The organism is Haloarcula sp. 1CSR25-25 (assembly GCF_032027985.1).
Lineage (GTDB): Archaea > Halobacteriota > Halobacteria > Halobacteriales > Haloarculaceae > Haloarcula.
Genome location: NZ_JAHYBW010000003.1, coordinates 147,813 through 174,213, shown reverse-complemented (window position 1 = coordinate 174,213; position 26,401 = coordinate 147,813). Strand labels below are relative to the sequence as shown.

General features: G+C 66.6%; 30 protein-coding genes and 1 tRNA gene. 14 read left to right on the top strand and 17 right to left on the bottom strand.

The features are described from left to right. Window position 1 precedes the first annotated feature (1 nt). The 4 genes from KZ498_RS10750 to KZ498_RS10735 all read left to right on the top strand — a co-directional run bounded on the left by KZ498_RS10750 (window position 2) and on the right by KZ498_RS10735 (window position 2,759). Window positions 2–865, top strand: a complete 864-nt coding sequence (locus tag KZ498_RS10750; protein ID WP_312618781.1) for a branched-chain amino acid ABC transporter permease — start codon at window positions 2–4, stop codon at window positions 863–865. Next, window positions 862–1,638, top strand: a complete 777-nt coding sequence (locus KZ498_RS10745; protein ID WP_312618779.1) for an ABC transporter ATP-binding protein — start codon at window positions 862–864, stop codon at window positions 1,636–1,638. Before KZ498_RS10750 ends, KZ498_RS10745 begins: the two co-directional genes overlap by 4 nt. Then, window positions 1,635–2,357, top strand: a complete 723-nt coding sequence (locus KZ498_RS10740) for an ABC transporter ATP-binding protein (protein ID WP_312618778.1) — start codon at window positions 1,635–1,637, stop codon at window positions 2,355–2,357. The genes KZ498_RS10745 and KZ498_RS10740 overlap by 4 nt, the downstream gene beginning before the upstream one ends. Before the next feature lie 213 nt (window positions 2,358–2,570). Then, window positions 2,571–2,759: a hypothetical protein gene (locus tag KZ498_RS10735; RefSeq protein ID WP_312618776.1), complete on the top strand. Its 189-nt coding sequence runs from the start codon at window positions 2,571–2,573 to the stop codon at window positions 2,757–2,759. A gap of 236 nt (window positions 2,760–2,995) precedes the next feature. Here KZ498_RS10735 and KZ498_RS10730 read toward each other — a convergent pair. After that, window positions 2,996–3,080 (bottom strand) — tRNA-Leu (locus KZ498_RS10730). An 86-nt stretch (window positions 3,081–3,166) separates the two neighbouring features. On the opposite strand from KZ498_RS10730, the gene KZ498_RS10725 reads away from it, so the two are divergent. Then, complete coding sequence (locus tag KZ498_RS10725; protein ID WP_312618774.1) at window positions 3,167–3,475, top strand: transcription initiation factor IIB family protein; 309 nt, start codon at window positions 3,167–3,169, stop codon at window positions 3,473–3,475. Here KZ498_RS10725 and KZ498_RS10720 read toward each other — a convergent pair whose 3' ends face one another. The 13 genes from KZ498_RS10720 to KZ498_RS10660 all read right to left on the bottom strand — a co-directional run bounded on the left by KZ498_RS10720 (window position 3,476) and on the right by KZ498_RS10660 (window position 13,170). After that, window positions 3,476–3,964 carry a phosphopantetheine adenylyltransferase gene (locus KZ498_RS10720; RefSeq protein WP_312618772.1) on the bottom strand — a complete coding sequence of 163 codons (489 nt, stop codon included), beginning with the start codon at window positions 3,962–3,964 and terminating at the stop codon, window positions 3,476–3,478. Between the two features lie 70 nt (window positions 3,965–4,034). Continuing rightward, window positions 4,035–4,598, bottom strand: coding sequence for a winged helix-turn-helix domain-containing protein (locus KZ498_RS10715; RefSeq protein WP_312618770.1), 564 nt, complete (start codon window positions 4,596–4,598; stop codon window positions 4,035–4,037). A gap of 100 nt (window positions 4,599–4,698) precedes the next feature. Beyond that, on the bottom strand, window positions 4,699–5,778 hold the full coding sequence (locus KZ498_RS10710) for a glutamate--cysteine ligase (protein ID WP_312618768.1): 1,080 nt from the start codon (window positions 5,776–5,778) through the stop codon (window positions 4,699–4,701). 115 nt (window positions 5,779–5,893) lie between these two features. After that, a complete protein-coding gene (locus tag KZ498_RS10705) occupies window positions 5,894–6,526 on the bottom strand; it encodes a fibrillarin-like rRNA/tRNA 2'-O-methyltransferase (protein WP_312618766.1) in 633 nt (210 codons plus the stop codon). After that, window positions 6,523–7,362 (bottom strand): NOP5/NOP56 family protein, encoded by an 840-nt coding sequence (locus KZ498_RS10700; protein WP_312618764.1) that lies wholly within the window; start codon window positions 7,360–7,362, stop codon window positions 6,523–6,525. Before KZ498_RS10700 ends, KZ498_RS10705 begins: the two co-directional genes overlap by 4 nt. A 95-nt stretch (window positions 7,363–7,457) precedes the next feature. Then, entirely contained in the window at window positions 7,458–8,240 is a 783-nt protein-coding gene (locus KZ498_RS10695; RefSeq protein ID WP_312618763.1) for a DUF5803 family protein, read from the bottom strand. 10 nt (window positions 8,241–8,250) lie between these two features. Further along, window positions 8,251–8,922: a DUF2110 family protein gene (locus KZ498_RS10690; RefSeq protein ID WP_312618761.1), complete on the bottom strand. Its 672-nt coding sequence runs from the start codon at window positions 8,920–8,922 to the stop codon at window positions 8,251–8,253. Beyond that, window positions 8,922–9,452: a transcription factor E gene (tfe, locus tag KZ498_RS10685; RefSeq protein ID WP_312618759.1), complete on the bottom strand. Its 531-nt coding sequence runs from the start codon at window positions 9,450–9,452 to the stop codon at window positions 8,922–8,924. The genes KZ498_RS10690 and tfe overlap by 1 nt, the downstream gene beginning before the upstream one ends. 193 nt (window positions 9,453–9,645) lie before the next feature. After that, window positions 9,646–9,900: a hypothetical protein gene (locus KZ498_RS10680; RefSeq protein WP_312618757.1), complete on the bottom strand. Its 255-nt coding sequence runs from the start codon at window positions 9,898–9,900 to the stop codon at window positions 9,646–9,648. 106 nt (window positions 9,901–10,006) lie between these two features. Then, complete coding sequence (locus tag KZ498_RS10675; RefSeq protein ID WP_312618756.1) at window positions 10,007–10,564, bottom strand: dihydrofolate reductase; 558 nt, start codon at window positions 10,562–10,564, stop codon at window positions 10,007–10,009. Continuing rightward, complete coding sequence (locus tag KZ498_RS10670) at window positions 10,561–11,913, bottom strand: sulfatase (protein WP_312618755.1); 1,353 nt, start codon at window positions 11,911–11,913, stop codon at window positions 10,561–10,563. Before KZ498_RS10670 ends, KZ498_RS10675 begins: the two co-directional genes overlap by 4 nt. Window positions 11,914–11,968: 55 nt before the next feature. Next, window positions 11,969–12,511, bottom strand: a complete 543-nt coding sequence (locus KZ498_RS10665; RefSeq protein WP_312618754.1) for a tRNA (cytidine(56)-2'-O)-methyltransferase — start codon at window positions 12,509–12,511, stop codon at window positions 11,969–11,971. Continuing rightward, window positions 12,508–13,170 (bottom strand): thioredoxin domain-containing protein, encoded by a 663-nt coding sequence (locus KZ498_RS10660; RefSeq protein WP_312618753.1) that lies wholly within the window; start codon window positions 13,168–13,170, stop codon window positions 12,508–12,510. Before KZ498_RS10660 ends, KZ498_RS10665 begins: the two co-directional genes overlap by 4 nt. Before the next feature lie 117 nt (window positions 13,171–13,287). On the opposite strand from KZ498_RS10660, the gene KZ498_RS10655 reads away from it, so the two are divergent. After that, complete coding sequence (locus KZ498_RS10655) at window positions 13,288–14,214, top strand: NAD-dependent epimerase/dehydratase family protein (RefSeq protein WP_312618752.1); 927 nt, start codon at window positions 13,288–13,290, stop codon at window positions 14,212–14,214. Window positions 14,215–14,221: 7 nt separating this feature from the next. Here the strand turns inward: KZ498_RS10655 and KZ498_RS10650 are convergent, their stop codons facing one another. Then, the gene (locus tag KZ498_RS10650; RefSeq protein WP_312618751.1) at window positions 14,222–14,677 is read right to left on the bottom strand and encodes a YbhB/YbcL family Raf kinase inhibitor-like protein; all 456 of its coding nucleotides are present in this window, start codon (window positions 14,675–14,677) and stop codon (window positions 14,222–14,224) included. A gap of 48 nt (window positions 14,678–14,725) precedes the next feature. Between KZ498_RS10650 and KZ498_RS10645 the strand changes: the two genes are divergently transcribed. The 5 genes from KZ498_RS10645 (at window position 14,726) to KZ498_RS10625 (ending at window position 18,548) form a co-directional block, all read left to right on the top strand. Beyond that, window positions 14,726–15,508, top strand: a complete 783-nt coding sequence (locus KZ498_RS10645) for a DUF2797 domain-containing protein (protein ID WP_312618750.1) — start codon at window positions 14,726–14,728, stop codon at window positions 15,506–15,508. A gap of 77 nt (window positions 15,509–15,585) precedes the next feature. Next, a complete protein-coding gene (locus tag KZ498_RS10640) occupies window positions 15,586–16,602 on the top strand; it encodes a PGF-CTERM sorting domain-containing protein (protein ID WP_312618749.1) in 1,017 nt (338 codons plus the stop codon). Beyond that, window positions 16,595–16,897, top strand: a complete 303-nt coding sequence (locus KZ498_RS10635; RefSeq protein WP_312618748.1) for a hypothetical protein — start codon at window positions 16,595–16,597, stop codon at window positions 16,895–16,897. The genes KZ498_RS10640 and KZ498_RS10635 overlap by 8 nt, the downstream gene beginning before the upstream one ends. A 92-nt stretch (window positions 16,898–16,989) precedes the next feature. After that, window positions 16,990–18,036 carry a hypothetical protein gene (locus KZ498_RS10630; protein ID WP_312618747.1) on the top strand — a complete coding sequence of 349 codons (1,047 nt, stop codon included), beginning with the start codon at window positions 16,990–16,992 and terminating at the stop codon, window positions 18,034–18,036. Between the two features lie 77 nt (window positions 18,037–18,113). Next, on the top strand, window positions 18,114–18,548 hold the full coding sequence (locus KZ498_RS10625) for a hypothetical protein (protein WP_312618746.1): 435 nt from the start codon (window positions 18,114–18,116) through the stop codon (window positions 18,546–18,548). Between the two features lie 133 nt (window positions 18,549–18,681). Here the strand turns inward: KZ498_RS10625 and KZ498_RS10620 are convergent, their stop codons facing one another. Both KZ498_RS10620 and KZ498_RS10615 read right to left on the bottom strand, forming a co-directional pair. Further along, the gene (locus KZ498_RS10620; RefSeq protein ID WP_312618744.1) at window positions 18,682–20,928 is read right to left on the bottom strand and encodes a PAS domain S-box protein; all 2,247 of its coding nucleotides are present in this window, start codon (window positions 20,926–20,928) and stop codon (window positions 18,682–18,684) included. Between the two features lie 158 nt (window positions 20,929–21,086). Continuing rightward, a complete protein-coding gene (locus tag KZ498_RS10615) occupies window positions 21,087–22,706 on the bottom strand; it encodes a long-chain-fatty-acid--CoA ligase (RefSeq protein WP_312618742.1) in 1,620 nt (539 codons plus the stop codon). 135 nt (window positions 22,707–22,841) lie between these two features. Here KZ498_RS10615 and KZ498_RS10610 point away from each other — a divergent pair, with 135 nt between their 5' ends. From KZ498_RS10610 to KZ498_RS10600, 3 genes are read left to right on the top strand one after another with little or no spacing between them, the layout of a single operon-like run. Beyond that, window positions 22,842–23,801: a 1,4-dihydroxy-2-naphthoate polyprenyltransferase gene (locus KZ498_RS10610; RefSeq protein ID WP_312618740.1), complete on the top strand. Its 960-nt coding sequence runs from the start codon at window positions 22,842–22,844 to the stop codon at window positions 23,799–23,801. Beyond that, on the top strand, window positions 23,798–24,844 hold the full coding sequence (locus KZ498_RS10605; RefSeq protein ID WP_312618738.1) for an o-succinylbenzoate synthase: 1,047 nt from the start codon (window positions 23,798–23,800) through the stop codon (window positions 24,842–24,844). The genes KZ498_RS10610 and KZ498_RS10605 overlap by 4 nt, the downstream gene beginning before the upstream one ends. After that, the gene (locus KZ498_RS10600; protein ID WP_312618736.1) at window positions 24,837–26,357 is read left to right on the top strand and encodes an AMP-binding protein; all 1,521 of its coding nucleotides are present in this window, start codon (window positions 24,837–24,839) and stop codon (window positions 26,355–26,357) included. Before KZ498_RS10605 ends, KZ498_RS10600 begins: the two co-directional genes overlap by 8 nt. Window positions 26,358–26,401 lie beyond the last annotated feature (44 nt).

The following is a 26,401-nucleotide window of genomic DNA, read 5'->3' as shown; positions in this document are numbered from 1 at the left end:
GATGGTCATCGATCCACAGTTCATCTGGAACGGGCTGGTCGTCGGCAGTCTGATTGCGCTTGGCGGACTAGGGCTGACACTTCTGTTCGGACTGCTGAACTTCATCAACATCGCCTACGGCGACTACATGGCGTTTGGCGCGTACTTCGCGCTCGCAGCGAACGTCGGGTTAGGCCTCCCGATTGTCGTCTCTGTACTGATCGGTGCAGTCGGGGGTGGCATACTCGCGGTCGCCGTCCACAAATTCATTTTCAGCAAGTTCATGGACCGCGACCCCATCGTACTGCTTGTCGTCTCGATCGGGATGGCCTTCATCCTCAGAAACGTGATACGCATCTTCTGGTCGACGGACCCGCAGTACTACGCCGTTCCGGTCGAAGAGGGGCCGTCGTTCCTCGGCGTCACGTTCCTGCCGGAACAGGTGGCTATCATCGCGATGAGCCTCGTCGTTCTCGGCCTTCTGTTCCTGCTGCTTCACCGGACCCGTATCGGTATTGCGATGCGGGCGGCGTCTGACGACACCGACCTCGCACGACTTCGGGGAATCGACACCAAACGGCTGGTGATCTACATCTCGCTGGTCGGGGGAATCATCGCCGCGTTCGCGGGCATCATGCTCGGTCTGGACTCGAACCTGCGGCCGAACATGGGGTTCATCGCGCTCATTCCTATTTTCGCCGCGGTAATCCTCGGCGGAATCGGCGACCCGACCGGAGCCGTCATCGGCGGCTACGTCATCGGGATCGGACAGGAAGTGAGCGTGGCCTTCATCCCCTCGGAGTACAAGCCCGTCGTGGGTCTCGTCCTGTTGATTATCGGATTGCTCACCCGGCCAGACGGACTGTTCGGAGAGGCCACACGATGAGCGACAGTGTGCCCATTCTGGAGACGGAAAACGTCACCAGGAGTTTCGGCGGACTCGTCGCCGTCGATAACGTTTCCGTCTCACTCAGGCAAGGGGAGATCACCGGCCTCATCGGGCCAAACGGCGCCGGAAAGAGTACGCTGTTCAATCTGGTGAGCGGCTTCCTCGACCCCGACGACGGGACGGTGATGCTCAAGGGCCAAGACGTGACCGAACTCCGGCCCGACGAGCGCGCCGAGCGCGGCCTGATCCGGACCTTCCAGATTACCCGGGAGCTGTCCGGGATGACGGTGATGAACAACATGTTGCTCGCAGCACAGGACAACCCCGGCGAGCGGATCGTTCCGCTTTTGACCAAACTCGGGGCGGCCAGGGAGTACGAGAACGAGCAACGCGAGCGCGCCGAGGAACTGCTCAAGTACCTGGAACTCTGGGAGCTGCGCGACGAGTACGCGGGCAACCTCTCGGGCGGGCAGCGGAAGCTACTCGAACTCGGCCGGTCGCTGATGTCCGACCCCGACGTGTTGCTTCTGGACGAGCCGATGGCCGGTGTCAATCCGGACCTCACCGACCACCTCCTCGACCGGATCATGGAACTGCGCGACGAGGAAAACAGGACGTTCCTCATCGTCGAACACGACATCGATACGATTATGTCCATCTCCGATACCGTTATCGGGATGCACAACGGCCAGGTCCTCGTTCAAGGGGAGCCGGAGGTCGTCCAGCAGGACGAGCAACTGCTCGAAGCGTACCTCGGAGGTGAGGTATGACGCTACTCGAAGTGTCCGGCCTCGAGAGCGGGTACGGCGACCTGATGATCGTCCACGACGTCGACCTCGAGGTCGCGAGCGACGAGATGGTCTCGATTATCGGGCCCAACGGCGCCGGGAAATCGACGTTTCTGAAGAGCATCGTCGGTCTGCTCAACATCAAGTCCGGATCGATCAGGCTCGACGGGAAGGACATCACCGGACTCCCCCCTGAGGAGGTGATCTACGAGGGGATCTGTCACGTCCCACAGACGGACAACATATTCCCCAACCTGACCGTCCTCGAAAACCTCAAGATGGGTGCGTGGGCGCTCGAGGACAGCGGCCTCGAGGTCGGCTTCGAGGAGCGCGTCCAGGAGGTCTACGACCGGTTCCCCGTACTCGAAGAGCGGCCGGACCAGACGGCCGGAACGCTCTCGGGCGGCCAACAGCAGATGGTCGCCATGGGTGCGGCGCTGATGCTCGATCCGGAGCTGCTGATCCTCGATGAGCCCTCGGCCGGCCTCGCGCCCCAGCTCGTCGACGATGTCTTCGAGAAAATCGTCGACATCAACGAATCGGGGACAGCGATACTCATGGTCGAACAGAACGCCCGACGGGCGCTCCGGGAGTCCGACCGCGGCGTGGTCCTCGACCAGGGCGAGAACCGGTTCGAGGGAACCGCCGAATCGCTGCTCGACAGCGACGAGGTCGCGGAGCTGTACCTGGGCACGCAGTAGCGGCCCCTGCACTCGTACAGCCGCGCGTTCCCTCGCTACGTTTCGACCCCCGGAAGGTGGGTAAACGGTTCAGATCCGGTCGCGCGCAGTTCTGGACTCGTAAGCCATGGGGCGGGGGAATCTGTCGTCTCCGTCGTTCTGATTCTCACAGTGCAGGAATCCCAGCGGCCGCTTATATGGAGCGTCCGCGTCGTACTAGACGAGGGACCGACGATGTCAGTGTCCGACCCACTCCGTGACTCGTCTGCTCGCCCCGCACGATCGACTCGCTTCGACTATGCGGTTGACGACGCGGACAATCCGTCAGAGCTCACCGTCTTTAGCGATCGGGACGACGAGCTCCGGACCCACTGGATTTCGGTCGACATCGACCACGCCGTCGCGCTCGACGAGATGCAGTGAGCGAGGCGTGGACTCTCAGGGCGTCTGTCTCGTGGTCTGTGACAATGTAACCGACGGAAAACGGTCTTGAAGCGTTCTCCGAAGTAGGTTTGCGTGGGTGCAGTCCCATTGAATGCACCTGCACTCTGAGAGTGCGCGGGACCGGATTCGAACCGAAGGAAGACTCGTTTCACTCGTCTTCCAGGGTTCGGAATCCGCTGGCGATTCTGCTGCTCGCGTGGTGCTCGCAGCAAGAATGCGCGGGACCGGATTCGAACCGGCGGACCCCTACGGGATAGCGTCCTAAGCGCTACGCCTTTGGCCTGGCTCGGCAACCCGCGCGCACCAGTCGGTATCCACGTTGGCATCAAGAACCCTTCGCTTGCGGGCGAGGAAGGTTTAGGTAGGGCGGGAGACAACGGATCTGTATGTACCGCGCCAGCGACCGAATCGAGCACGACGAGTGGCTCTCGGACATCGAGGCGGCGTCGGACAGGCTCGACCTCGGCACAGAGGCGCGGTCTCACGCGGTCGACCTGTTCCTCTCGACGGTTCCGGCGGAGGACCGGTCGAAGCAGGCGACGATGGCGGCCAGCGTGTACGTCGGTGCACTGGTCGCCGGCGAGGAGCGGTCCCAGTCCGCGGTCGCCGAGGCGACGGGCGTCTCTCGGCTGACGGTACAGCAGCGCTGGAAGGACCTGCTGGAGACGGCCGGCCTGGAAGCGCCGGGCTGGTAGTTACGAGATGTTTTCGCGGCCGGTGCGGTTCGGCGTCAGGTTCCCGTGTTCGTCGATTTCGCCCTTGACGATGCGGGTCGAAGAGATGATGTCGCCGTCCTCGGCGTGGACGTGCGGAACGACCTCGATTTCGAGCGGCTCGTGGCCCCGTTCCTCACGGATTTCGTTGATTCGGCGGCCACCGGTTTCTGTCTCGGGAGAGACGACGAGCGCGTCGAACTGCGGCTCCGTGGCGATACCGGTCGGCTCGGCGAGTTCCCTGACGTCCCACTCGCGATTCTGATCGACGGCGAGCGTCGCGAGCTCGTCGGCGAGTCGGGATTTCCGTTCGCTGAACGACCGAACGTGGCGCTGGTCGTGGCGCGTCTTCGGCGCGAGTTCGTCGCTGGTGAGGCCGACCGTTACGTCCCCGAGTTCGAACGCGCGTTCGAACAGCGCGCGGTGTCCGTCGTGAATCGGGTCGAACGTTCCCCCCAGCGCGACATTCATATCCCGGGCAACGGCGCGGGTAGGTTTAGTAATATCGACTCGCGAAACGGTTCGCTGGAGCCGGTTTTGGCTACACGTCGGCGTCGTCTTCGCCGTCCTCGGAGTCGCCCGCCTCGTCGCCAGGTTCGTCGCTCGCATCGGTGTCGGTCGCGTCGTCGTTCGCGTCCTCGACCGAAATCGTCACGGGCTCGTTGTGGGGGTCCAGGGTCGTCTCCCCGCCGATGTGGTCGTCGAGGTTGAACACCGTGTTCAGCTCCGACTGGATGTCACCGACGATAGTGTTGACGAGGTCGCTCGGCGAGATAGCGCTGTACTCGTAGGGGTTGTTGCCCGCGCCGTCGCTCTCACGCTTTTGCCGGGTGACGACTTCCTCCTCGGTCAGCGCGGCCAGGGCCTCGCGGACCGTGCTCGGATAGAGGCCGGTCCCCTCGGCGATCTCCTCGCTGGTGCTGTCGGGATGCTGTCGCAGGTGGACGTAGATCCGCGCTCGCGTCTCCGTATCGAGCACCCACGCCAGCAGGTCGACGATTCCCTCGTCGAACTGCTCGACCGCGCGGTCTGCCTCCTGTTCGATCCGTTCACGGACATCGCCTGTGTCCTCGGGCTCGTCGTGGTCGTTGTCGTCTGCAGACATGCGTTGTCTCTGTGAGGACAAAAGCTACAGCTGGATAAAAACCCTTGGCACCGACGCCCCTGTCGCGACGCAGTGCCAATCGGCCGGTCCCGTCCCGAAATCAGGACAGCCGCAGTGAATCCGCAAGCGCCACGACCCCCTCCTCCGTTCGGAGCCGGCGCTGTCGTTCGGCCCCGCTTTCGCGGTCGTACAGCTCCCACAGCCCGTCGACACCCAGGCGGTCGCACTCCATCTCGACCAGTTCCTCGACCGAGCGCGTCGTCGAGAGGTCACGGGACAGCAGTTCCACAGACTGGCCGTGGCGAATCGCGCGCCACTTGTTCTCGTCGAGGAACTCCCGGCGGAGCCGCCGGCCGGACTCCCCGTCCTCGTAGCGCTCGGCGAGGTCCACGACGAGTTCGTGGACGTACTCGACGAAGGCCAGCACTCTGTCGGGGTCGGCCTGCCCGTCCGGGGCGCGCACCTCGACGGTGCCGTGACCGGAGTGGGGCCGCACGTCGAACCAGAGTTCGCCCCGGTCGTCGATACTGCCCGTTTCGAGCATCCGCCGCTCGTAGGCCTCGAAGGCGTCGTAGTCGTCGAACGCCGTCGGCATCCCGGTGTTTGGCAGGGCCTCGAATATCTTCCCGCGGGCGGACTGCAGCCCGGTGTCGAAGCCGTTCCAGTACGGCGAGTTCGCCGACAGCGCAAGCATCAGGGGGAGATGCCAGCGGAGTTCGTTCGCCACCCAGACGGCCTTGTCGGCGTCGTCCACGCCGACGTGGACGTGCAGGCCGGCCGTGGTGTTGCGGTGCTGTGGGTACTGTATCCGGTCTAGCTGTGACCTGTATCGGGGCTTCTCGGCGTGTTCGAGTTCGCGCCACTTCGCCAGCGGGTGCAGGCCCGCGGCGGCGATACCGAACCCGTTGGCTTCGGCGTGGGCCACCAGCGCGTCCCGGACCGACCGGAGGTGTTCACCGGCGTTGGCCGGGTCGTCGATACGCGGCGTCTGTGTCTCGATAACGCATTTGAACAGTTCGTGGTCGAGCCGGCCGTCGAGAACCGCCGGCGGCTCCGTTTCGTAGACGAGTTCGTCCGTGCCAGATGTCGGGCGACCGAACTCGTCGACGACGTAGAACTCTTCTTCGATGCCCAGCGTCCCCATCCGGGTGAAATGCTCGGCAGAACCCGTCGCGTCCATTAATCAGCACATCGGAATCGACCTGCTAAAGCCTTCCGTCCCCGCCCGCTCGACCCGCACAACTGTATTCTCTTGGGCGCTTCCGACACAGCGTCCGAGCCGCAAGCAATTCCGGTTACTCCTCCCGGGGCCGGGCAACGACACCGAGGTGGTCCTCGTGGAACGGGTCCAGACGCGCGGTCTCAAGCAACTCGTACGCCGAGCCGAGTTCCGCACGCACGCTGTCGAACACGGTTTCGGGCTCGGCAGTTACGTCCTCGCTTCTGGCTTTGATAGCCGCGAGGAGCCGCCCGTCGTCGGCCAGGAACCGTCTGTTGAGCGCTGCGACTCGGGCCTGGCCTCTGGTCGCCACGTCCTGAACGATAACGTCGACCGGTTCGACGACGTGGGCGTAGCTCTCGGGCTTGCGCGCGTCCTTGAGCAGCGGGAAGAGGTTTTGCCGGCTCTCGGCGGCGTCCAGCAGTTCCCGCACTGGCCGGGGCGCGAACTCGACGGCGTAGGTCGGCCCGCTGAAATCCGCTACGTGGCTCACGGTCGTCCCGGCCGCTGCGCCCAGATAGAGGACGGTCTCGCCGCCCTCCAGTCCGATGTCCATCCCGCCTTCGAGCATCGCGCCGAGCTTCGAGCGGTGAGGGTCCCACCGTCGCCAGTCGCCGTCCGTCCGCTCGCCGTACACCGGCTGCCCCTGCGTGGCGAGGCTCGTCTCGCCGTCGAAGTCGTGTCGCTCGACGCCTGCCGGGAGTGTCATTCGTCGCCCTCCTCGGCGCGGGCCCGAATCCGCTCGATGCGCTCGTCGAGTTCCGCCTGCAGTTCCGGCCGGCGGTCGCCGCTGTAGTGGTCGATACGGGCGGCGATAGAGAGCTTCCCGGCCAGCGCTCGCGCGGCCGACCCGCGGTCCGCCCGGCGGGTCCCGCGCACGTACTCGTGGGTGAAGATGACGCCGTGTTTCGGCGACGGCGCGTTCCCCTTGAGGTGGGCGAACAGCGCGTCCTCCGCGCCGAGGACCTGCACCGTCCCGCTCGGTTTCTTCGCCAGCGCTTCGAGGCCGCCGGCCAGTGAGATCAGGCGGGCCGCAAGCACCGGCCCGGCCAGCATCGAGAGGTTCGGCGCGACGGCGGGCGCGGTCCGCTCGATGTACGCTCGGAGCGAGTCCGCCTCGTCGGCCAACTCGGCCGTCTGCTCGGCGAGCGACCGGAGCGCCTGGTCGCCCTCGTCCTCGTCGTCCCGGTCGGTCAGCGAGCGGGCGTACTCGACGCCGCTCCCGCTGTCGCCGTGTCGGCTCCCGCCCCACTCGGCGACCCGCTCGGCGAGTTCGTTGGCCGTCCGCTCGCAGTCGGCCATCGCCCGGACCGCGTGGACGAGCTGCTGGTCGTCAGCGCCCTCCCGTTCGGCGACCGCCGCGCTGGTGGCCGCCATCGTCACCTCGTGCAGGCGGTCGTAGTAGTCCGCGTCGTCGTCTGCGAACCCCGCCTCGACGGCCTGCTGTGGCCAGTCCTCCGGCGTGTCGGCTCGTCCGGCCGCTATCCGTTCGACAGCGGCAGCGTCGTCGTCCGGGTCCAGCCCGGCGAACCACCCGTTGCTCATAGCCGTGTGTGCACGCCCGACGCGAAAAAGTGACGCGGTTAGCGTCTCGACGCCCTGCCGGGACTCACTGTGCTCGAAACAGTCCCAGTCCGGCCTCAGCGCATCCCCGGCGGCGGGCCGCGGTCCCGCGGGTCGTCGTCATCGTCCTCCTCTTCGAGGTCGATACCGGCCTCCTTGCGGCGGCGAATCACTGCCTGCAGCTGTCGGTAGTAGTACAGCGTTCCCACGACGCCGATAGTGACGGCGATGGCCGACAGGCCGCCGAACAGCCACAGGTCACGGTCGAGGTAGTACCGGACGATGATCTGGTCGGAGGTCACCTCGTCCCAGCGGATGACCTGCTGGCCGTCGACGGTTGCTGACTCGTACCCACCCGGGCTGATTCGCGAGAGGAACGGGATGCCGGCCCCGGTGTCGGGCGGGAGCACGACCGTGTACGAGCCGTCCTCGACGAGCGTCGGGGAGCCAAAGCGCTTCCCGGTTCGGCCGACGGAATACCCCACCTTCCCGGAGACGTTTCCGGGGAAGGAGACGGTGGTTCGCTGGCGGCTCTCCGAGGCACTCAGCGAGGAGTTGGCGGCGCTGACGACCGTCCCGTTGTCGTATCTGAACCGCAACGCACTGATGGGGACACTCCGCTCGCGGCCCAGGCCGTCGACGGTGTACACGTCGAACGTCGACTCGTTTTCGACGGCGTAGACGGCGGTGTATTTCGACTCCTCGATGACTATCGTCCCGTCGGCAGAGGTGTTCCAGTCGTAGCTCGCGTTCTCGTTCAGCCGCTCGGGGTCGACCTCTTCGGAGCCGAAGAAGCCGGTACAGCCCGAGAGGGCGACCAGTGCGAGAACGGCGACAAGCAGGAGGTGGCGGCGTTTCATAGCTCGAAAGTCAGGGCACGATTGCCAGCAGCTCCGACGGCATGTACTGCCCGATGTCGGCGAGCAGCCCCGGCGGGTCGGTGTCCGGGTTGCAGATGATGCTCTGTTCTAAAAGGCCGATGCGTTCCACGGTGACGATGTCCTGGGCGTGGCCGGCGCGGTTGACCGTCGCGCGCGCTTCCGAGCGCGTGACGCTGTTGGCGTTGATGCGGCCGTTGCCGCGGGTCCACTCGTAGAGGCGGTCCTGCTCGACTTCGGCGAGACGAGCCGGGTCACCGGCGACGAAACGGAGCGGGAGATGTTGGACCAGTCCGAACCGTTTCCGGATCTGGCTGGGCGACCCCTGTCCGAGCCCGAGCTGGTCGGCTGGAATCCGGACCGTCTGCCCGAATCCGACATCGAGAACGAACCCGTCCTCGTCCCAGCTGTCGAGTGTCCCGACGTACGTCTCCCCGTCCTCGTGGTCGGCGACCATCTCGCCGAACTCCTCGCGGAGGAGGTTCTTCGCGACGGTCGCGTCCGGGCCGTCGACGGTCACCGACGGGAACTCGTCGTCCCGGAGACCGATGTCGTAGGCCACGTCGAGGTCGCCGAGTTCGTTGCCGACCATCGAGCGCAGCCCGTCGAGCGTACGGTCCCGGGCGTCGCCGGCGACGTACACTTTTGTACCGAGAACGACCATCAGGCTTCCACGTCCACGTCGGCGTTCAGTTCGTCTCTGAGCTCGTCGATGCGGTTCTCCATCGCGGTGACAAGACGGGTGTTCTCCATCGCCTCGACCTGGTTCCCGCATTCGGGACACTCGAAGCCGAACTCCATCGCCTCGCCGAACTCGAAGCGGATGCCGCAGTGTTCACAGAGGTAGAACTCGTTTTCCCGCTCGTACTCGCGGCGCTCTTCGAGGCCGTCGAGCAGGCGGTGCATCTCCTCCTGTAACTGTTCTGGGATCTGCTCGTACTGGAACGTCCAGAGGTACGTGAGCCACCCGGAGTCCTCGTCGCGGAGCCGACGATACGTCGCGAGGTCGTTCTCGTAGAGGATAAACAGCGCTCTGCGCACGTCGTTGAGTTCGAGCCCGAGCTCCTCGGCCAGTTCCTCGTCGGTCACTTCGCCGTCCGGCGGCGCGGCGGCGACCGGCATCCCTTTCGGTCCGACCAGCTCGTGGAGGTACTTCTGTATGACGGGGTCCTCCAAGAGTTCCTCAAAAGCCATTACCCGCACATCCGGGAGTCATGTGGTTAAAACCATCGGGTCGTCCTCTCTCGAACGGTGACCGACGGGGCCGGGACCATGGTGACACCGGGACGCACTCGATATGCTTCCCCGGGGCGCCAACCGAAACAGAGAGCAGCCGCTTTCCCGGGTGCAATCACCGCCGAAAACCGTAGCCACGTCACAAGCCGGTCTATTCGATTCGCTCGACCGGGGTCCGACAGGAGGAACAGGTCTCTTTGTCGATAGCGACGAAGACGGACTCACAGGACGGGCACTCGTAGAGATTCGACTCCGGTTCGTCGGCCTCCCCGTCGTCCCCGCTACCGCCGGGAGCGCCGGCCCGAACTCGTTTGTCAGCCAGCGTTCCAGCCTCTGGTCCGTCGTCCGACTGTCGCTTCCCACCCGAGAGGACATCCGATACGGATTTTTTGATCTTGTCTATCATCGAGAGTTGTTACGACATACTAATCAGTTGGATTGGTTTAATGGCTGTGATTTTTCAAGCAGCGACAACTCCGAGTGATGGTCCAGGCGACGACGCCCAGGGGCGGTCAGAGGTCGTCGAGCGGTCGCGGCGACGCCTGCCTGTACTCGATGACATCGAACCCCTCGTACGACTCCCGGGACAGCTCTGTCCATTCCGCACCCATGTCCGGGAAGTAGCGGTCCCCCTCGTTGCGCTCGTGGATGCGGCTGAGGAAGACCCGACCGGCGAACGGGAGAAACAGGTCGTACACCGCCTCACCGCCGATGACGTAGGTTACAGGCGGCGAACCGCTCGCTCCAGTGTCGTCGCCGGCGAAGGCCTCGGTCGCCCCGGCGCGGGCGGCGGCGTCGACCGCGATCCGCGGGGTCGTGGCGTACTCGACCGTTTTCGAGTTGGTGCTCCGGCTGTCGTCGCTCGTCAGGACGACAGTGTAACAGTCCGGGATGGGCTCCATCGACTCGAACGTCCGGCGGCCGAGGATTATCGGGTGGCCGGCGATGCGCTCCTTGTACTGGCGCACGTCCTCGGGGTAGTGCCAGGGGACGCCGCCGTCCAGCCCGATGACGTTGTTCTCGTCGGCGGCAACGACGAGCACCAGTTCGGTGTCGGGTAGCCCCGTCATCTATATCCCAGCGCCTCCAGTCGGTCGTCGAGGTCGCCGGCGAACTGCGTGTCGGACGCGTCCTCGAACTCCGTGTAGCCCGAAAGCGGCGTGGCGATGTCCACGTCAGCGTACCGGCCGCTGTCGAAGTGGTCACGGACGACGGCCGCGTCGATGTCGCTGTCCTCGGCCGTGCCGACACGGCCCTGTCGGACGGACTCGTGGGCGCTGTCGCCCCACGCCGCCCGCTTCCGGACCTCGTCGCCGGGCCGGTCGTGATAGACGAGTCGGGCGTGTTTTGCGAACGGCGCGGCGTCGCCACAGATTCGTTCCGCCTCCTCGCACATCGCCGGGCCGATGGGGGACTGGGACGCGACGACGGTCCCGCTCGGCGGGGCGAATGCCGGACCGTCCGTGCGGCCCTCATCGAGCGCAATCTCGCGGACGGCGTCGGGGAACCGGCTGAGCGTCGCCAGGTCGGTGACGCGATGTCCACTCCGCTGGCCGGGGGCGCGAACGACGAGCGGGACGTGGTACATGGCGTCGTGAGTGCCGATACGGTGGCTGACAGCCGGCGGTTCCTCCGGAATCGCCGTCGGTTCGCCGAAGCCCTCGCCGTGGTCGCCGGCGAAGACGACCAGTGTGTCCTCGAGCACGCCCTGCTCGTCCAGTCCGCGGATCAGGGCCTCGAAGACGGCGTCAGCCTGCCGGACCGCGCCGTCGTATATCTGTTCGAGAATGCCGGCGAAGCCAAGCGAGAGGTTCCCCGAGAGGAACTCCCAGTGCCACTTGAACCCCATCGACTCCTGGAGTTCGCGGGAGCGCTCGTCGCTCCACTCGTCGTACTCGGCGAGCGGTTCGTACGGGCGGTGGGTGTCCATCAGATTGATGCAGGCGGCCCACTCGCTCTCCCGGCTGTCGACCCACTCCAGCGTCCGGTCGGCGTACCAGAAGCCGTTGGGCCAGTCGCCAAGCGAGCCGTTCGTCTCGTAGGCCGAGTCGTACTGCTCGGGCGAACCGACGGCCGTCTGAAACACCTCGTCGAGCCCCGACTCGTGGTCGGTCAGGAACGGATTGTCGGAGAAAAGCGCCGTGTCATAGCCCGCTCCGGCCAGTTCCTCGAAGATGGTGTGGCCGGCGTCGAGTTTCGCCGTGTGGTCGACGCCGTGTTCGTGCGTTTCCCAGCCCGTGAAGGTGCTGACGTGGCTGGGGACGGTCCAGTTGCTCGGGCTGCGGGCCTGCGTGTACACCGTCGCCTCCTCGGCGAAGGCATCGAGGAAAGGCGTCGTCCCCCGGCGATAGCCCAGGACGGAGGTGTTCCGGGCGCGGAGACTGTCAGCGACGACGAGCAACACGTTGTGACGCGACATCTGAGCCACACTTAGCGTCGAGGGATAAAAGGCCCGCGGCACAACTGCGTGGGTATCACTCCTCGTCGGGGTCGACGACCCGCTTGCCGGTCTCCTGTGGGACGACCACCCTGTCGGGGTTCTCCCACTCGCGGTCCAGTTCCCGGCCCTCGAAGAGGCGGTCGAGAAAGACGGCCAGGGAGGCGACCTCGGAGTGTGGCTGGTTGGTGACACCGACGTTCCAGTCGGCGTGTTCGTACACTTCGAATGGGACCTTCTCCGCGCCGACGACGACCAGCAGCGGCCCCTCGGCGTGGGCCTCGCGGACGTCGGCCTCGACATCCTGGAGTGGCTCCCCGTACATCGTCAGGTGGACGACGCGACCCTCGAAGTCGCGGATGAGCCGCTTTGGCTCCTCCGTCGAGGCCACGTCGAAGGGGCCGCCGAACCGGTCGGTGATGTCGATGACGGTGTCGGCCTGGTTGCGGGCGGCGTTGGCCAGCACGACCTTGTCGGCTCCGAGCGCGCGAGCGGTCAGCCCCACGTGGGTCGTCATCCGCTCGTCCCGGCCGGGACGGTGGCCCAGTCGGAGCACCGTCACCCGCGGCGAGCCCTTCATCCGTCGCTCCGTGCGTCCTCGATAGCTGACCTGACCGGCTCGTAGGCGATCTCGCTCCACTCGACGGGTTCGTCGTCGACGAACACGGTCGGCGTCCCCTGGACGCCGCGGTCGATACCGGCCTCGCGGTCGCTCGAGACCGTCGGGCGGTACAGTTCCCCCGTCGCCGCCGCCCGGACCGTCTCGCCGTCGACGTCCAGGCCCTCCGTCAGGTCGGCGTAGGTGTCCGGTCCCAGCTGGTTCTGGTTGGCGAACAGGCGCTTGGAGTAGGTGAAGAAGGCTTCCGCACCACTGTTGTCCTGGACGGCACGGGCAGCGCTTGCGGCCTGCCACGAGACGGTCTCGTCGACCGGAATCGGGAAGTCGTAGAACTCGTAGCGGACGGTTCCATCAGTGAGGTAGTCCTCCCGGACCTGTGGGAAGACGGACTCTGCGTAGGTCGCACAGTGCGGGCAGGCGTAGTCCTCGTACACCGCGACTGTTACGTCGGCCTCGGGGTCGCCCGCGACCGGCGTCGAGAGCGGCTGCCCCGGGAGGGGCGTCGCCGTCTCCGTCTGTCCGGCCGGTTCCGACTGCGAGCTGCCACCGGAACAGCCGGCGATTGCGCCGACGGTGCCGACGGTGGCCGCAAGCAGCCCGCGACGGGTGAATCGAGTCATAGCTGCTTCTCACAGGGGAAGCTATAAAACGACGTTGTCATCCGGGACATGCCTACCGGTCCCACCGGAATCAGCCGACATCACAACGTTTTTTCTCGCATAGGAAGCATCGCAACCATGGACGTATCAGAGAAGCGAATAGTCGTCACCGGCGGGGCGGGCTTCATCGGGTCGCATCTGGTCGACCGCCTCGCTCCGACCAACGACGTGACCGTCGTCGACAACGAATCTAACGGGCGCTCCGAGTGGGTCCACGAGGACGCGACCTACCGTGGCGGTGACCTCACCGACCCCGCAGTCGTCGCCGAGACTATCACGGACGATGTCGACCTCGTCGTCCACCTGGCGGCGTCGAAACTGGTCGATACGGACACGCCTCGGCGGCAGTTCGAGGACAACAGCGACATCACGTACAACGTCCTCGAACGGATGCAGGAGGCCGGCGTCGAGAACCTCGTGTTTACGTCGTCATCTACTGTATACGGCGAGGCCCCGCGGCCGACACCGGAGGACTACGCGCCCCTTGAGCCCATCAGCGTCTACGGCGCGACGAAACTCGCCGAGGAGTCGCTCGTCTCGACGTACGCCCACAGCCACGACATCCAGTCGTGGGTGTTCCGGTTCGCCAATATCGTCGGGCCACGGCTGCGCGGCGCGGTCATCCCGGACTTCATCGAGAAACTCACCGAGGACCCGTCGACGCTGACGATTCTCGGCGACGGCCGCCAGGAGAAGTCCTACATGCACATCTCCGAGTGCATCGACGCGATGCTGTTCGCCGTCGAACACGCCGATAAGGACCACAACGTGTTCAATCTCGGCACGCGGACGACCACGTCAGTCGACCGCATCGCCAGCATCGTCGCCGACGAGATGGACATCGACCCCGAGTACGAGTACACCGGCGGCGACCGCGGCTGGACCGGCGACGTACCGCGGATGCGCCTCTCCGTCGAGAAGCTCTCGGCGCTGGGCTGGGAGCCCGACCAGTCGAGCGACGACGCCGTGCGGCAGTCGACCCGCGAACTGCTCGAAGAGCTTTAGAGGGGACTCAGGCCGGATACGTGCCGGTCAGTTCCGCTTTCTCCACGACGTGGCCGCTGGCCGCGTCGTACACGTCGTCCTTGTCCGCTGCCGGAGAGAGGTCCAGCGTCGTATCCAGCGCGTACAGGAGGAACCGGTACGTGTGCTCCCGGTCCGGCGGGTTCGGACCGCCCCAGCCCACCTCGCCGAAGTCGTTCTGCCCCTCCGTGGCCGCGTCGGGCTCCCATCCCTCCGGAATCCGCCCGATATCCGACGGGATGTCCCAGACGACCCAGTGGTCCCAGACCTTACCCGCCGGTTCCTCTGCGTCGGGGTCGTCGACGATGAGGAGGAGCGACGATGCGTCCGGCGGGACGTTCTCGACCTCCAGTGGCGGGTTCGTGTTCGCCGCCGAGTAGCCGTGTTCCTCGGGGATGCGGTCGCCGTCGTCGAACGCCGGGCTCCGGAGTCGTAGGTCTGCCATATGCGAATATATGACAGCCAAGCACAAAAACGGCGTCCCGGCAGCCATTTGCGGCTCCGCGCCGAACCGCTGGACGTGCAGGTCGTGGGCTATCGCGCGCGGGTGGACGAACACGCCGCGCTCCTGTTGGCCGAGGACGGGAGCGTTACCACCGAGCGACTGGACCCGGGCACGGAACTCTCCTACACGCTCGGCCAGCGCCACTGCGCGGGCGCAGTAGACGGTGAGCGACACGTTCGTTGCGACAACGACCCCGCGCCGCACTGCCCGGAACACACCGATATCTGGCCGTGTGCCCGCTGTACCGGGGACTGCACCAAGCCGCTCGACACCTGCGACGAGGAACACGCGGTGTATCTGGCGGCGTTCGCGCCGGATACCGTCAAGGTCGGCGTCACCCGCTCCTGGCGGCTGGAGACGCGACTCCGCGAGCAGGGCGCCGACAGGGCCGCCCACCTCCGGACCGTCGCCGACGGCCGTATCGCCCGCCAGGTCGAGGCCGACATCGCCGCCGAGCTGGGCGACCGCGTCAGAGTGCCGACGAAGGTAGCGGGACTCGACCAGTCCGTCGACACCGACTGGTGGGCGTCGCTGTGTCAGCGCTACGACCCGCTTGTGACCTACGAGTTCGAGTACGACCTGGCCCTCTCGGACCGTCCGATGGCCGAAATCCTGGCGACGGGGACCGTCCGGGGGACGAAGGGGCGGGTCGCCGTGCTGGAGAACAACGGCAGCGTCTACGCCGTCGACCTCAGACGGCTCGTGGGCTATGAACTCTCGGACGGCGGGACCGACCGCGACCTCCAGTCGAGTCTCGGCGCGTTCGGGTAGCTCGTACAACCGGTGACGCCGTAATCCGCGCTTGACCGTACAGAAGACATTTACTGGCGGCTGCTGGTCATTCCCGTGTGCGACGTGAAACCCTCCTGACCGGTGGCGTGGTCGTGGTCGTTCTGGCCATGCTCATCGGTGCAACAGCGGTCCCCGGCGCGCTCTCCGAACCCGAGGACGACGTTCGCGAGAGCTATCTCGACCTCCGCGAAACGACCATCGAACCGGCCGCCGTCGACGGCCAGACGGTGACGCTCTCCATCGACGCCCGGCTCTCTCACCGCGGCGGCACCGCCGAGAACGTCACCGTGGAGACGCGGGCCATCGACGCGGACACCGGCCTCGTCGCGACGACGACGCGACGGACAGTCGGAGAGATCGACGGGGAACGAGAGGTATCGGTGCGGTCGAACATCACGGTGGAGCGAGCGGGCGGGTACCGGATCGACACCATCGTCTACGAGAACGGCGAGCGTGTCGCCACCGGCCGACAGTCGGTCCAGAACGTCGACGCGCTCACGCCGGCGTACGCCCGGAGTACCGTATCGTTCCAGCGGTTCGAGAACGCCGGCGTCCCGCTGGATTCGATTACCTATCGGATCGACGACGTCTCGGACAACCGGACGACGGTGAACGTCTCGGTGTACGTCACAAACGCCGGCAACGACCCCTCCGATGACCTGTCACTTCGACTCCGAGCGCGGCAGGCTGACTCGAACGTCATCGCCGACGAGTCGACCGTGCGGGTCGGTCAGATTCGCCCCGGCCGGACGGAAATCGTCAGAACCCGACTGACGGTGCCTGACGGGTACAACTACTGGCTCGACGGCATGCTGCTCGCCGACGGCGTCATCGTCGGGACGGAGAGTTCCCCGGCGAACCTCCATCCGACGGAGCGCCTCCGGGAGAACGAAACCCGACAGGACGTCGGCTTCCAGTCCAGCGACTTCGAGCGGGACCGGCCCGAGGGCCAGGAGATGGAAGAGCCACAGCAGACGATGGCCGCGGAAGGCCCCGGCTTCACCGCGCTGGTCGGGCTGGTTGCGGTCCTCGCAAGCGGCCTCCTCATCGCACGGAGACAGACCAATGAGTGACACCTCCACCACCGACACAGCGGCACAGGACACAGAGACGGGCCCCGGCGACGCCGTCGACGAGTCGGACGACAACACGGGGCCGGCGATAGCGGTCTACGCGCAGTGGGCAGTGTTCGCAATCCTCACGCTCGTGGCGCTCATCGCGACGCTGCAGTTCTACTTCTCCGCGTCGTCGGCGATCGACACGTTCGTCACCGACAGGTACCGGCCGCTGTTCAAGGCCGCGTTCAACCTCGCCGTGGTGCTCGTCTGTGGGCTCGGCCTCTCGGTGCTGGTCCGACGGCTCGTCTGAACCAGCCGCCGGCTATATCAGGTACCCACAGTCGGCGTTTCAGTAATCCGAGGGTTCAGGGTCGTGTCAACCATACGTCAAACAGTATCCACATGACCCGACGACTCGCGACGCGGCGACGGTTCCTGGCGAGTTGCAGCGCAATCACTGGCGTCGGTCTGGCCGGCTGTACCGGTGGTGACGGCTCGGCTGAAACCGACTCGACGCCGACACCTACCGACGCCGATGGCGGTGCTGGACCCGCGACGACAACAGACGAACCGACGGCGACCGAGACAGACACGCCGGAGCCTGCGGCCGTCGAGACTGTGGTCTCGGTCGGCGGCGACCGCGTGCCCGAGAACATGGCGTTCGGTCCCGAGGGCGACCTGTACTTCGGTATCACGGCCGGCGAGGTTCGGCGTATTCCTGCGGACCAGACCGGAGCGACGGGGCTCGCCCTCGAAGACACAGAGCAGGTCGCGACCCTGCCCGCCGCCATCGGCGTCGAGGCGGCACCCGATGGAACGGTGTACGTCGCCGTCGCCACACAGGACGAGCGGGCGGGCGTCTGGGAGGTCCCGCCCGACGGCGAAGCGACCCAGCTCGTTGAGATCGGCGGGTTCCCGAACGACATCCACTACGACGCCGACCGGGAGCGCCTGCTGGTGACCGAGTCCCGGAACGGCGTGGTCTACGCGGTCACGACCGGCGGCGAGCGGTCGACCTGGCTGGACGACGACCGCCTGGCGACGGAGAGTTTCGGCGCGAACGGGGTCACCCGCGACGCCGACGGCGACATCTACGTCGCAGTGACCCGCGCCCCCGAAGAAACCGGCCGCCTGCTCCGTGTCCCGGTCGAGTCGGATGGGGCCGCCGGCGAGCCGTCGATGTTCTTCGAGGGCGGTGCGATATTCGGTGCCGACGGGATTACCAGCCGGGACGGCGACATCTACGTCGCGGCCAACAGCCAGAACCGCGTCGTCCGAGTGACTGCGGATGGAGCCACGGACACCGTCGCGACTGGAGCCGACGGTCTCGTGTTCCCCTCGGACGTGCTCTTCGGGCCCGGCGACGGGGGCGAGTCCCTGTTCATCTGCAACTTCGCGAACCAGTCACCCGAGGACGGCGCGATTCTCCGGACCAGCGTTCCTCGTTGACGGACCGCGTTGACGGGGTCACAGCGGGCTGTCTCCGGACGACAACCCTTTTCAGCGGCCCAACCAAATCCGGTGGTATGGCAGACGACGAACCTGAAAACGCTGACGAATCGGCTGATGCGACCGAGGAAGGCGGCGAAGAGAAGTCCTTCCGCGAGCGGGTCGAGGAGATCCGACAGCAGCGCGCCGAGGAGCGAGAAGAGGGCGAGGGCGACGGCGAGGAGATGAGCCGCGAGGAGCGCATGGAAGAGATGATGGGCGGTGGCGGCGGCCCCGGCGGGATGGGCGGGGGCAATCCCTTCGCACAGATGATGGGCGGCATGATGGGCGGCGGCCCCGGCGGCCCCGGTCCGGGCGGCCCCGGCGGCATGGGCGGCGGCCCGCCAGGGCAGCACGAGGAATCGGGCGGCAGCGACAACGAGGAACTGACCCGCGAAATGCGAAAGCTCCGGGACGAAGTCCACGACGTGCGACGCTCGCTCGACCGCATCGCCGACGCGCTCGAAGACTAACGGACGCCGTCGTACTGACGTTTTCGAGGACAACGGCGCAGAGACATCTCACGCCGTCGACTGGTGGTCGCTCGACACGGAACGGCGGTAAGCGGAGGCCGGCTCCGCCCCCGGCGGACTCCCCCGACGGACGCTACGTATCGTGAAACGAGACGCCGGTAATCTCGAACCGCGCGCCGCCGTCGGCGCTGCCTCCGAGGCTGATCTCCCAGCCGTGTGCCGCCGCGACCTCCCGAGCGATACTGAGCCCGAACCCGGTCCCCTCCGCCGCCGTCGAGTAGCCGGCCTCGAACACCGCGTCCCGGTCGTCGTCGGGGATGCCGGGGCCGTCGTCGGCGACGTAGAACCCGTCGTCCAGTTCCCCGACCGTCACGGTCACGTCCTCGCCGCCGTGCTCGATTGCGTTCCGAACGAGATTCTCGAATAACTGCGACAGACGGCTCTCGCTGGCCAGGACAGTCCGGTCGATGTCGGTGACGAGCGTGGCAGCCGCCGTCTCGACGTTCGACCAGCAGTCGGCCACGAGCGGCGCGAGCGCGACCGGTTCGCGGTCGGTCACGGTCTCACCGTCCCGTGCCAGGGTGAGCAGGTCCGTTATCAGCGTGTCCATCCGTTCGTGGGCCCGCCCGACAGCCGCCAGATGCTCGCTTTCGCAGTCCTCGCGTGCCAGTTCCAGCCGTCCGTTGGCGACGTTCAGTGGATTCCGCAGGTCGTGGGAGACGACGCTGGTAAACGCTTCGAGCCGGTCGTTGTGCTGTTCGAGTTCACGCTCGCGGTCGCGTAACTGTTCGGTCCCCTCGACCTGTTTGAGCGCGCTGGTGACGTTTCCGGCCAGAATCTCTCCGAGGGCGACGTCACGCTGGTCGAACGCCGCGGCCGTCTCCGAACCGGCCAGCAGGATGCCGTACTCGCCGAGCGGGAGGTATAGCTCGCTTTTGATCGGCGTGTCCGGGTTGTAGATGTCCGGGTCGGTACGGACGTCATCGACGGCGAGCGACTCGCCGGACTCGTAGACGCGCCAGGCGATGCTGTCTCCGGGGGTGAACGTCGGCGGGTCGCCGATCAAATCGTATATCGCGTCGGAGACGGCGACCGGTTCCAGGCTCCGGTCGGCATCGTCGAGAAGGTGTATCGTGCTCGCTTCGAGGCCGAGCACGGTGCGGGCCGTCTCGACGCCGATTTCGGCGACCTCCTCGCGCGTCTCTGCCCGGGTCAGGTCCTGCATCGACGCGCTGAGAGCTTCGAGACGGCGTTCGTGGTCCTTCCGCTCGGTAACGTCCTGCTGGAACCCGACGTAGTTGACGACCGTTCCGCTATCGTCGCGGACGGGGGCGATAGACACCTGATTCCAGAACACGGTTCCGTCCTTCCGGTAGTTCCGGAGCTCCACCGAGACGGGTTCCTCCGCGTCGATTGCCGTCCGCATCGTATCGACCGGCTCGGACTCGGTCGCTTCGCCCTGGAGGAACCGGCAGTTCCGGCCGCTGACCTCCGGCTCCGTGTAGCCGGTCAGCTCCAGAAACCGCCTGTTCGCGTAGGTGATCGGGTTGTCATCCCGTGTGGGGTCGGTGATCGTGACACCGATTGGTGCCTCGTCCATCGCGCGTTTGTTCCGGAAGCGCTCTCGTTCCCCGCCCTCCCGATCCGAGATTTCCCGGACCGTACAGACCAGTTCACCGCGGTCGGTCAACGCGAGCACGTGGTCTTCGGTGAACGTGCTCCCGTCGGCACGGAGTCCGGTCGTCGTCCCGGTCCAGTATCCGGTTTCCTCGACAGTCGGGACGATCTCTTCGTAGATCCGCGGGATATCCGCCTCCCGATACAGCAGTTCCCAGTGGTTCCCGCACAGCTCGGCCGGATCGTAGCCATAGAGGTCCGCGTACGCTTCGTTGACAAAGATGAACCGCCCCTTCTCGTCGAGGATGCTGATTCCCTCCTGTGCGGTCTCGATGGCGTCGAGTTGTCGGTCGCGTTCGCGTTTCACACGCTGGGACTCCACAGCGTTCGTGATTCTGTTCGCGAGCACCGCGTACTGGTCGGTGCCGCGGCCTTTCTGCAGGTAGTCGGTGACGCCGGCCGAAATCGCGTCGCTGGCTATCTCTTCTGAGCCCTTGCCAGTGTAGAGGATGAAAGGGAGGGTGTCATATTCCTCGCGGACGGCTTCGAGGAACTGGATGCCGTTCTGCTCGGGCATGTCGTAGTCGGAGACGACACAGTCGATGTCGGTTTCGACCAGGATGTCCAGCCCCGCCGTGGCGCTGGTCGCGGTCTGGACGTCCAACCGGTCGTCCTCGCGTTCGAGAAACGACGCGGTCATGTCGGCAAACCCCGGCTCGTCGTCGACGTGGAGAACACGCATCGAATCAGCGGTGGGACTCATAACTCGACTCGTTACTCTCGCATCACGGTACGGCGACTTAATAGATGGGCCAGCAGCGCCAAGCCAGCTGCCGATGTCGGTGCGGAAAACGCAGCTATCGGGCGGTCCGGCTTTCGGTACGGCCTGGCGATGGGTCCGATATGTGGTGTGTCGTGCGATTACCCCTGGCCGACCATCTCGTCCTCGTCCTCCCACTCACGTTCGCGGAGTTCGTACTTCTGGACCTTCCCAGTCGCTGTCGTGGGCAGTTCCTCGACGAACTCCACGCGACGGACGATCTTGTAGGTCGCCAGGTTCTCTCGGGTGAAGTTCCGGAGGTCCTCGGCCGTCACGCCCGGGTTGTCGGGGTCACCGGACTCCGGGACGACGAAGGCCTTCGGGGTCTCTCCCCACTCGTCGCTCGGCGCCGGGATGACAGCCACGTCGGAAACGGCGTCGTGATCGTAGAGCGTGTCCTCCAGTTCGATGCTGGAGATGTTCTCGCCGCCGGAGATGATGATGTCTTTCTTGCGGTCGCGGATGGCGACCATGCCGTTCTCGTCGACCGTCGCCAGGTCGCCCATGTGGTAGTAGCCCTCGACGCGGTCCGAGAACGCCTCCTCCGTCTGCTCGGGCTTGTTCCAGTAGCGGTCCATCACCTGGTTGCCGCGGACGACGACTTCCCCCAGCGTCTCGTCGTCGTGTGGCACGTCGTTGCCGTCCTCGTCGACGACCCGGATGTCAGTCCCGAGGAAGCCGAGTCCCTGGCGTTTCTTGACGCTGAACCTGGCGTCGCTGTCGTCGTCGAAGAAGCGGCGAGCGTCGGACGTCGTGACGAGCGGGCCGGTTTCAGTCGCGCCGTAGACGTGTTTCAGATACCAGCCGAAGTCGTCTTCGACGGTCCGGATGATAGCCTCCGGTGGCGCGCTGCCGGCCGTCGCGATGCGCACGTCGTTTGCGCCTGTCGTCTCTATCTCCCCGTCTTGGCTCGCATAGCGGTCCGACAGGATGTTCAGCACCGTCGGCGCGCCACAGAGATAGGACACGTCCTCTGTCCTGATAGCGTCGAAGATGCCCTCGGCGTCGACGCCGCGGGTACAGACGTGTTTCGCGCCCATCCCGGTGACCGAGAAGATGTGACCCCAGCCGTTGACGTGGAACATCGGCAGCGTCCAGAGGTAGATGTCGTCGTCCGTGAGTTCCTGATGGAGCGCGGTGAGGTAGGAATGCAGTGTCTCGGTTCGATGGGTCCGACAGACGCCCTTCGGGTCGCCGGTCGTCCCCGACGTGTAGTTGATGGTGATGATGTCGTCCTCGTCCATCTCGGGGCGCTCGTAGTCGGTCCCCGCCTCCTCGATGATCTCGTCGAAGGATTCCCAGTCACCGTCGACGGCGTCCGTGTCGTTGGTCACGAAGGTTTCGGTGGGAACTTCGTCGCGGATCGCCTCGATCTTCTCGGCGTACTCGTAGTCCGCGAAGACGGCGTCGACTTCGGCGTCCGAGAGGATATACGCGAAATCGTCAGGAACAAGCCGGTAGTTCAGCGGCGTGTGGACCGCACCCAGTTGCATTATCCCGTAGGCCGCTTCGAGGTGATAGTGCGTGTTAGGGTCCAGAACAGCCACCCGGTCCCCCTTCTCGATGCCACGGGCAGCAAGCGCCGCCGAGAACCCGTCGGCTCGCTCGCCGAACTCGTTGTACGTGAACCGCTCACCGGTCGTGGCGACAATCGCCTCTTTGTCCCCGTAGTACTCCCGTGCACGGTCGAGAAAATCCGTGGTCAGCAGTGGCTTATGCATCTCAAGCTACCGTATGGTTAATTATGATAAAGTGGTTGTGATACTCCCCGTATGTTGCTGTCACGCGAACGGGTCATATTTTGGGTATCCGTCGAACCACAGCCGCTTTGAGGATAGCGTCCCCAGTTCTCGCCAATGAGTACAGCGACGGCGGACATCTCGAAGCGGCGGGCGTGGGTGATGGCCGCGCGGCCACAGACACTGCCTGCCGGGGCCGCGCCGGTCATCGTCGGGATGGGGTTGGCAGTCCACGCCGGCGTTTTCGCCCCGTTGCCGGCGGTCGCAGCGCTGGTGGGCGCGCTGCTCATCCAGGTCGGAACGAACTTCGCGAACGACTACTACGACGCGGTGAAGGGGGCCGACACCGACGAACGCCAGGGGTTCACCCGCGTGACCGCCGGCGGCCTCATCGACGCCGACGAAGTCAAGCGGGCGATGATCGCCACCTACGGCCTCGCCGTCATCGTCGGCGTCTATCTCGTCGCCGTCGGTGGCCTCCCCATCGTCGTCGTCGGCCTCTCGGGTATCGCCGCCGGGGTTCTGTACACCGGGGGGCCGTTCCCCTACGGGTACCGCGGCCTGGGCGACCTGTTCGTGTTCGTCTACTTCGGCCTCGTCGCCGTCACTGGAACCTACTACGTACAGGCCGTCGCGAGCGCCGGCTCTCTCGGCACGTTCCCGATGACGCTTCCGCCGGGGTCGGTCACCGCCGCGGCCATCACGGCGAGTCTCCCCGCGGCCGGGTTGTCGACCGCGATTCTCGTCGTCAACAACATCCGCGACCGTGAGACGGACCGCGCCGCGGGCAAGAAGACGCTGGCCGTCTATCTTGGCTACGGGTGGAGCCGCGTCGAGTTCCTGTTGATGGTCGGGATGGCCTACGTCGTCCCGGTCGTGTTCGCTCTCGACAGCCAGTACGGGCTGCCCGCGCTGGCCCCGCTGCTTACGCTGCCGCTGGCGGCGACTGTCTCGAAGACGGTCCTCACGCGGACCGGCGGCGAAGCACTGAATCCGACGCTCGAACGGGTCGGCCAGACGCTGTTCGCCCATTCGGTCCTGTTCGCGCTGGGGCTCGCTGTCCCACAGCTACTATGAACGTCGACCCGTTCTCGCTCCCGCTGTCGAGTCCGCTCGCCACCGCTCGCGGGACCATCAGCCGGCGCTCGGGGTTCGTCGTCCGCTACGACCACCGCGGGGAGGCCGGCGTCGGCGAAGCCACGCCGCTCCCGGGCTGGACGGAGTCCGTCGAGGACTGCCGGAGCGGGCTGGCCGACGCGGCCGCTGTCGCAGCCGACGGCGGTCACACCGACGTCCTCCTGTCGCTGGACGCCGCCTCGGTCCCGGCCGCCCGCCACGGCTTCGCGACCGCGCTGCTGGACGCCGACGCCAGGGCCGACGGCGTGCCGCTGTACCGGTGGTTCGAGTCCGACAGACACTGTGACAGCGTGCCGGTCAACGCGACGGTCGGCGACGGGTCGCCGGCCGAGACAGCCGACGCCGTCGAGCGGGCGGTCGAGGCCGGCTACGACTGCTGCAAGCTCAAAGTCGGGACGCGAACCGTCGACGAGGACGTCGAGCGCGTCCGGACCGTCCGCGAGCGCGTGGGCGACGAGGTGACCCTGCGGGCCGACGCCAACGGCGCGTGGTCCCGCGACCAGGCCGGGGACGCCTTCGACCGGCTCGCACCGCTTGCCGTGGCCTACGTCGAGCAGCCCCTCCCCGCCGACGACCTCGCCGGGCACGCCGCGCTTCGAGGCACCGACGTCGACGTCGCGCTCGACGAGTCGCTCGTCGGTCGCCGGGTCGACAGCGTGCTCGACGCCGACGCGGCCGACGTGTTGATACTGAAGCCGATGGTGCTGGGCGGCCCCGGCAACGCCCACACGCTGGCGCTCCGGGCCCGCGAGCAGGGCGTCGAGCCTGTCGTCACCACGACCATCGACGGCGTCGTCGCCCGCCTCGCGGCGCTGCACGTCGCCGCCGCGGTTCCCGACATCGGGGCCTGCGGCCTGGCGACCGGTGACAGACTCGCTGCCGACCTCGCCCCGGACCCGACGACGGTGACCGACGGCGCGATGTCGGTCCCGCAGTCGACCGGCCTCGGTATCGACCCGGCAGAGGTGCGGACCGATGCGTGACCCCGTCGACTGGCCGACGAAGGACCTCGTCGCCTGCCGCGCCAACGCGACGCCCGACCGGACGGCGTTGGTCGCGGCGGAGTCGGGGACGGCGGTCACCTACCGGGAGCTCGACGCCGCTGTCGACGCGGTGGCTGCCGAACTGGACCGACGAATTGACGCCCCGGACGCCACCGTCGCGACGCTCCTGCCGACGCGGCCGGCGGTCGGGACGCTCCTGTTTGCGACGATGCGACTCGGGGCGACACTCGCGCCGCTGAACGTCGAACTCGACGCGGAGACGCTCCGGGCGCAGCGCTCGACGGTCGAGGCTGACCTGCTCGTCTGTGGGGACACCACTGCCTCACTGGCGGCCGACGTCGGCGGCTGCCCCGTCGTTTCGGTCGAGGAGGAGCTGTCAGCGGCTGCTGTCGCCGACGGGACAGCGGGAAGCGGCTCGGCTGCCGAGGGAGACGTGACTCCGGCGGCTCTCTCCCGGACGGACACACAGCTCGTCATCTTCACCTCGGGGACTACCAGCGAGCCGAAAGGCGTCCGGCTGACCATCGGCAATCTCGTCGCCAGCGCCGTCGCCTCCTCCTACCGCCTCGGCGTCCTGCCCACTGACCGCTGGCTGGTCTGTCTGCCGACCTACCACATGGGCGGGCTGGCCCCGTTCGTCCGGAGCGCGCTGTACGGCACCGCGGCCGTCGTACAGCGCTCGTTCGACGCCGAAGCGACACAGCGGGTCATCGCCGACCGGTCGGTGACGGGCGTCTCGCTGGTGCCGACGATGCTCTCGCGCCTGCTGGACGCGGGCTGGGAACCGCCGTCTGCGGTTCGCTTCGTCCTGCTCGGCGGCGGGCCGGCGGGCGAGGCGCTCATCGAGCGGTGTCGGGAGCGGGACGTGCCGGTCTGTCCGACCTACGGCATGACCGAGACGGCCTCCCAGATAGCGACGGCGCGGCCGGAAACGGCCTTCGAGCACGCCGGCACCGTCGGCCAGCCGCTCGTGTTCACCGACGTGACGGTCGTCGATGACGTGGGGCCCTGTGGCCCCGGCGAGCGCGGCGAGATAGTCGTCGACGGCCCCACGGTGACGCCGGGCTATCTGAGCGGCGACGGCGCGGCGTTCGGCGACCACGGGTTTCGGACCGGCGACATCGGCTACCGGGACGCGGACGGGCACCTCTGGGTCGAGGGTCGCGTCGACGACCGCATCGTGACCGGCGGGGAGAACGTCGACGCGAGCACGGTCGCCGCGGTGATTCAGGACTATCCCACGGTCGAGGACGCGGCCGTGGTTGGCCTGCCCGACGAGGAGTGGGGACAGCGGGTCGCCGCGCTGGTCGTCGGGGACGTGACGCCCGCGGCCGTCCGCGAGTACTGCGCCGAGCGGCTCGCGGCCTACGAGGTCCCGAAGACGGTTCGGGTCGCCGATTCGCTCCCGCGGACGCCGTCGGGGACCGTCGACCGCGAGGCCGTCCGGTCGCGTCTCTCGGCGGACGACTCCGGCACCGAACGGTCCGAGTGATGTCCCCGCGAGCCAAGCCGTTTTGCCCGTCGGTGACCTACGGA

What these genes read in the sequence shown, in the direction of transcription:
- KZ498_RS10750 (WP_312618781.1), top strand. Translation starts at nt 2, where the DNA reads ATGGTCATCGATCCACAGTTCATCTGGAACGGGCTGGTCGTCGGCAGT.
- KZ498_RS10745 (WP_312618779.1), top strand. Translation starts at nt 862, where the DNA reads ATGAGCGACAGTGTGCCCATTCTGGAGACGGAAAACGTCACCAGGAGT.
- KZ498_RS10740 (WP_312618778.1), top strand. Translation starts at nt 1,635, where the DNA reads ATGACGCTACTCGAAGTGTCCGGCCTCGAGAGCGGGTACGGCGACCTG.
- KZ498_RS10735 (WP_312618776.1), top strand. Translation starts at nt 2,571, where the DNA reads ATGTCAGTGTCCGACCCACTCCGTGACTCGTCTGCTCGCCCCGCACGA.
- KZ498_RS10725 (WP_312618774.1), top strand. Translation starts at nt 3,167, where the DNA reads ATGTACCGCGCCAGCGACCGAATCGAGCACGACGAGTGGCTCTCGGAC.
- KZ498_RS10720 (WP_312618772.1), bottom strand. Translation starts at nt 3,964, where the DNA reads ATGAATGTCGCGCTGGGGGGAACGTTCGACCCGATTCACGACGGACAC.
- KZ498_RS10715 (WP_312618770.1), bottom strand. Translation starts at nt 4,598, where the DNA reads ATGTCTGCAGACGACAACGACCACGACGAGCCCGAGGACACAGGCGAT.
- KZ498_RS10710 (WP_312618768.1), bottom strand. Translation starts at nt 5,778, where the DNA reads ATGGACGCGACGGGTTCTGCCGAGCATTTCACCCGGATGGGGACGCTG.
- KZ498_RS10705 (WP_312618766.1), bottom strand. Translation starts at nt 6,526, where the DNA reads ATGACACTCCCGGCAGGCGTCGAGCGACACGACTTCGACGGCGAGACG.
- KZ498_RS10700 (WP_312618764.1), bottom strand. Translation starts at nt 7,362, where the DNA reads ATGAGCAACGGGTGGTTCGCCGGGCTGGACCCGGACGACGACGCTGCC.
- KZ498_RS10695 (WP_312618763.1), bottom strand. Translation starts at nt 8,240, where the DNA reads ATGAAACGCCGCCACCTCCTGCTTGTCGCCGTTCTCGCACTGGTCGCC.
- KZ498_RS10690 (WP_312618761.1), bottom strand. Translation starts at nt 8,922, where the DNA reads ATGGTCGTTCTCGGTACAAAAGTGTACGTCGCCGGCGACGCCCGGGAC.
- tfe (WP_312618759.1), bottom strand. Translation starts at nt 9,452, where the DNA reads ATGGCTTTTGAGGAACTCTTGGAGGACCCCGTCATACAGAAGTACCTC.
- KZ498_RS10680 (WP_312618757.1), bottom strand. Translation starts at nt 9,900, where the DNA reads ATGATAGACAAGATCAAAAAATCCGTATCGGATGTCCTCTCGGGTGGG.
- KZ498_RS10675 (WP_312618756.1), bottom strand. Translation starts at nt 10,564, where the DNA reads ATGACGGGGCTACCCGACACCGAACTGGTGCTCGTCGTTGCCGCCGAC.
- KZ498_RS10670 (WP_312618755.1), bottom strand. Translation starts at nt 11,913, where the DNA reads ATGTCGCGTCACAACGTGTTGCTCGTCGTCGCTGACAGTCTCCGCGCC.
- KZ498_RS10665 (WP_312618754.1), bottom strand. Translation starts at nt 12,511, where the DNA reads ATGAAGGGCTCGCCGCGGGTGACGGTGCTCCGACTGGGCCACCGTCCC.
- KZ498_RS10660 (WP_312618753.1), bottom strand. Translation starts at nt 13,170, where the DNA reads ATGACTCGATTCACCCGTCGCGGGCTGCTTGCGGCCACCGTCGGCACC.
- KZ498_RS10655 (WP_312618752.1), top strand. Translation starts at nt 13,288, where the DNA reads ATGGACGTATCAGAGAAGCGAATAGTCGTCACCGGCGGGGCGGGCTTC.
- KZ498_RS10650 (WP_312618751.1), bottom strand. Translation starts at nt 14,677, where the DNA reads ATGGCAGACCTACGACTCCGGAGCCCGGCGTTCGACGACGGCGACCGC.
- KZ498_RS10635 (WP_312618748.1), top strand. Translation starts at nt 16,595, where the DNA reads ATGAGTGACACCTCCACCACCGACACAGCGGCACAGGACACAGAGACG.
- KZ498_RS10630 (WP_312618747.1), top strand. Translation starts at nt 16,990, where the DNA reads ATGACCCGACGACTCGCGACGCGGCGACGGTTCCTGGCGAGTTGCAGC.
- KZ498_RS10625 (WP_312618746.1), top strand. Translation starts at nt 18,114, where the DNA reads ATGGCAGACGACGAACCTGAAAACGCTGACGAATCGGCTGATGCGACC.
- KZ498_RS10620 (WP_312618744.1), bottom strand. Translation starts at nt 20,928, where the DNA reads ATGAGTCCCACCGCTGATTCGATGCGTGTTCTCCACGTCGACGACGAG.
- KZ498_RS10615 (WP_312618742.1), bottom strand. Translation starts at nt 22,706, where the DNA reads ATGCATAAGCCACTGCTGACCACGGATTTTCTCGACCGTGCACGGGAG.
- KZ498_RS10610 (WP_312618740.1), top strand. Translation starts at nt 22,842, where the DNA reads ATGAGTACAGCGACGGCGGACATCTCGAAGCGGCGGGCGTGGGTGATG.
- KZ498_RS10605 (WP_312618738.1), top strand. Translation starts at nt 23,798, where the DNA reads ATGAACGTCGACCCGTTCTCGCTCCCGCTGTCGAGTCCGCTCGCCACC.
- KZ498_RS10600 (WP_312618736.1), top strand. Translation starts at nt 24,837, where the DNA reads ATGCGTGACCCCGTCGACTGGCCGACGAAGGACCTCGTCGCCTGCCGC.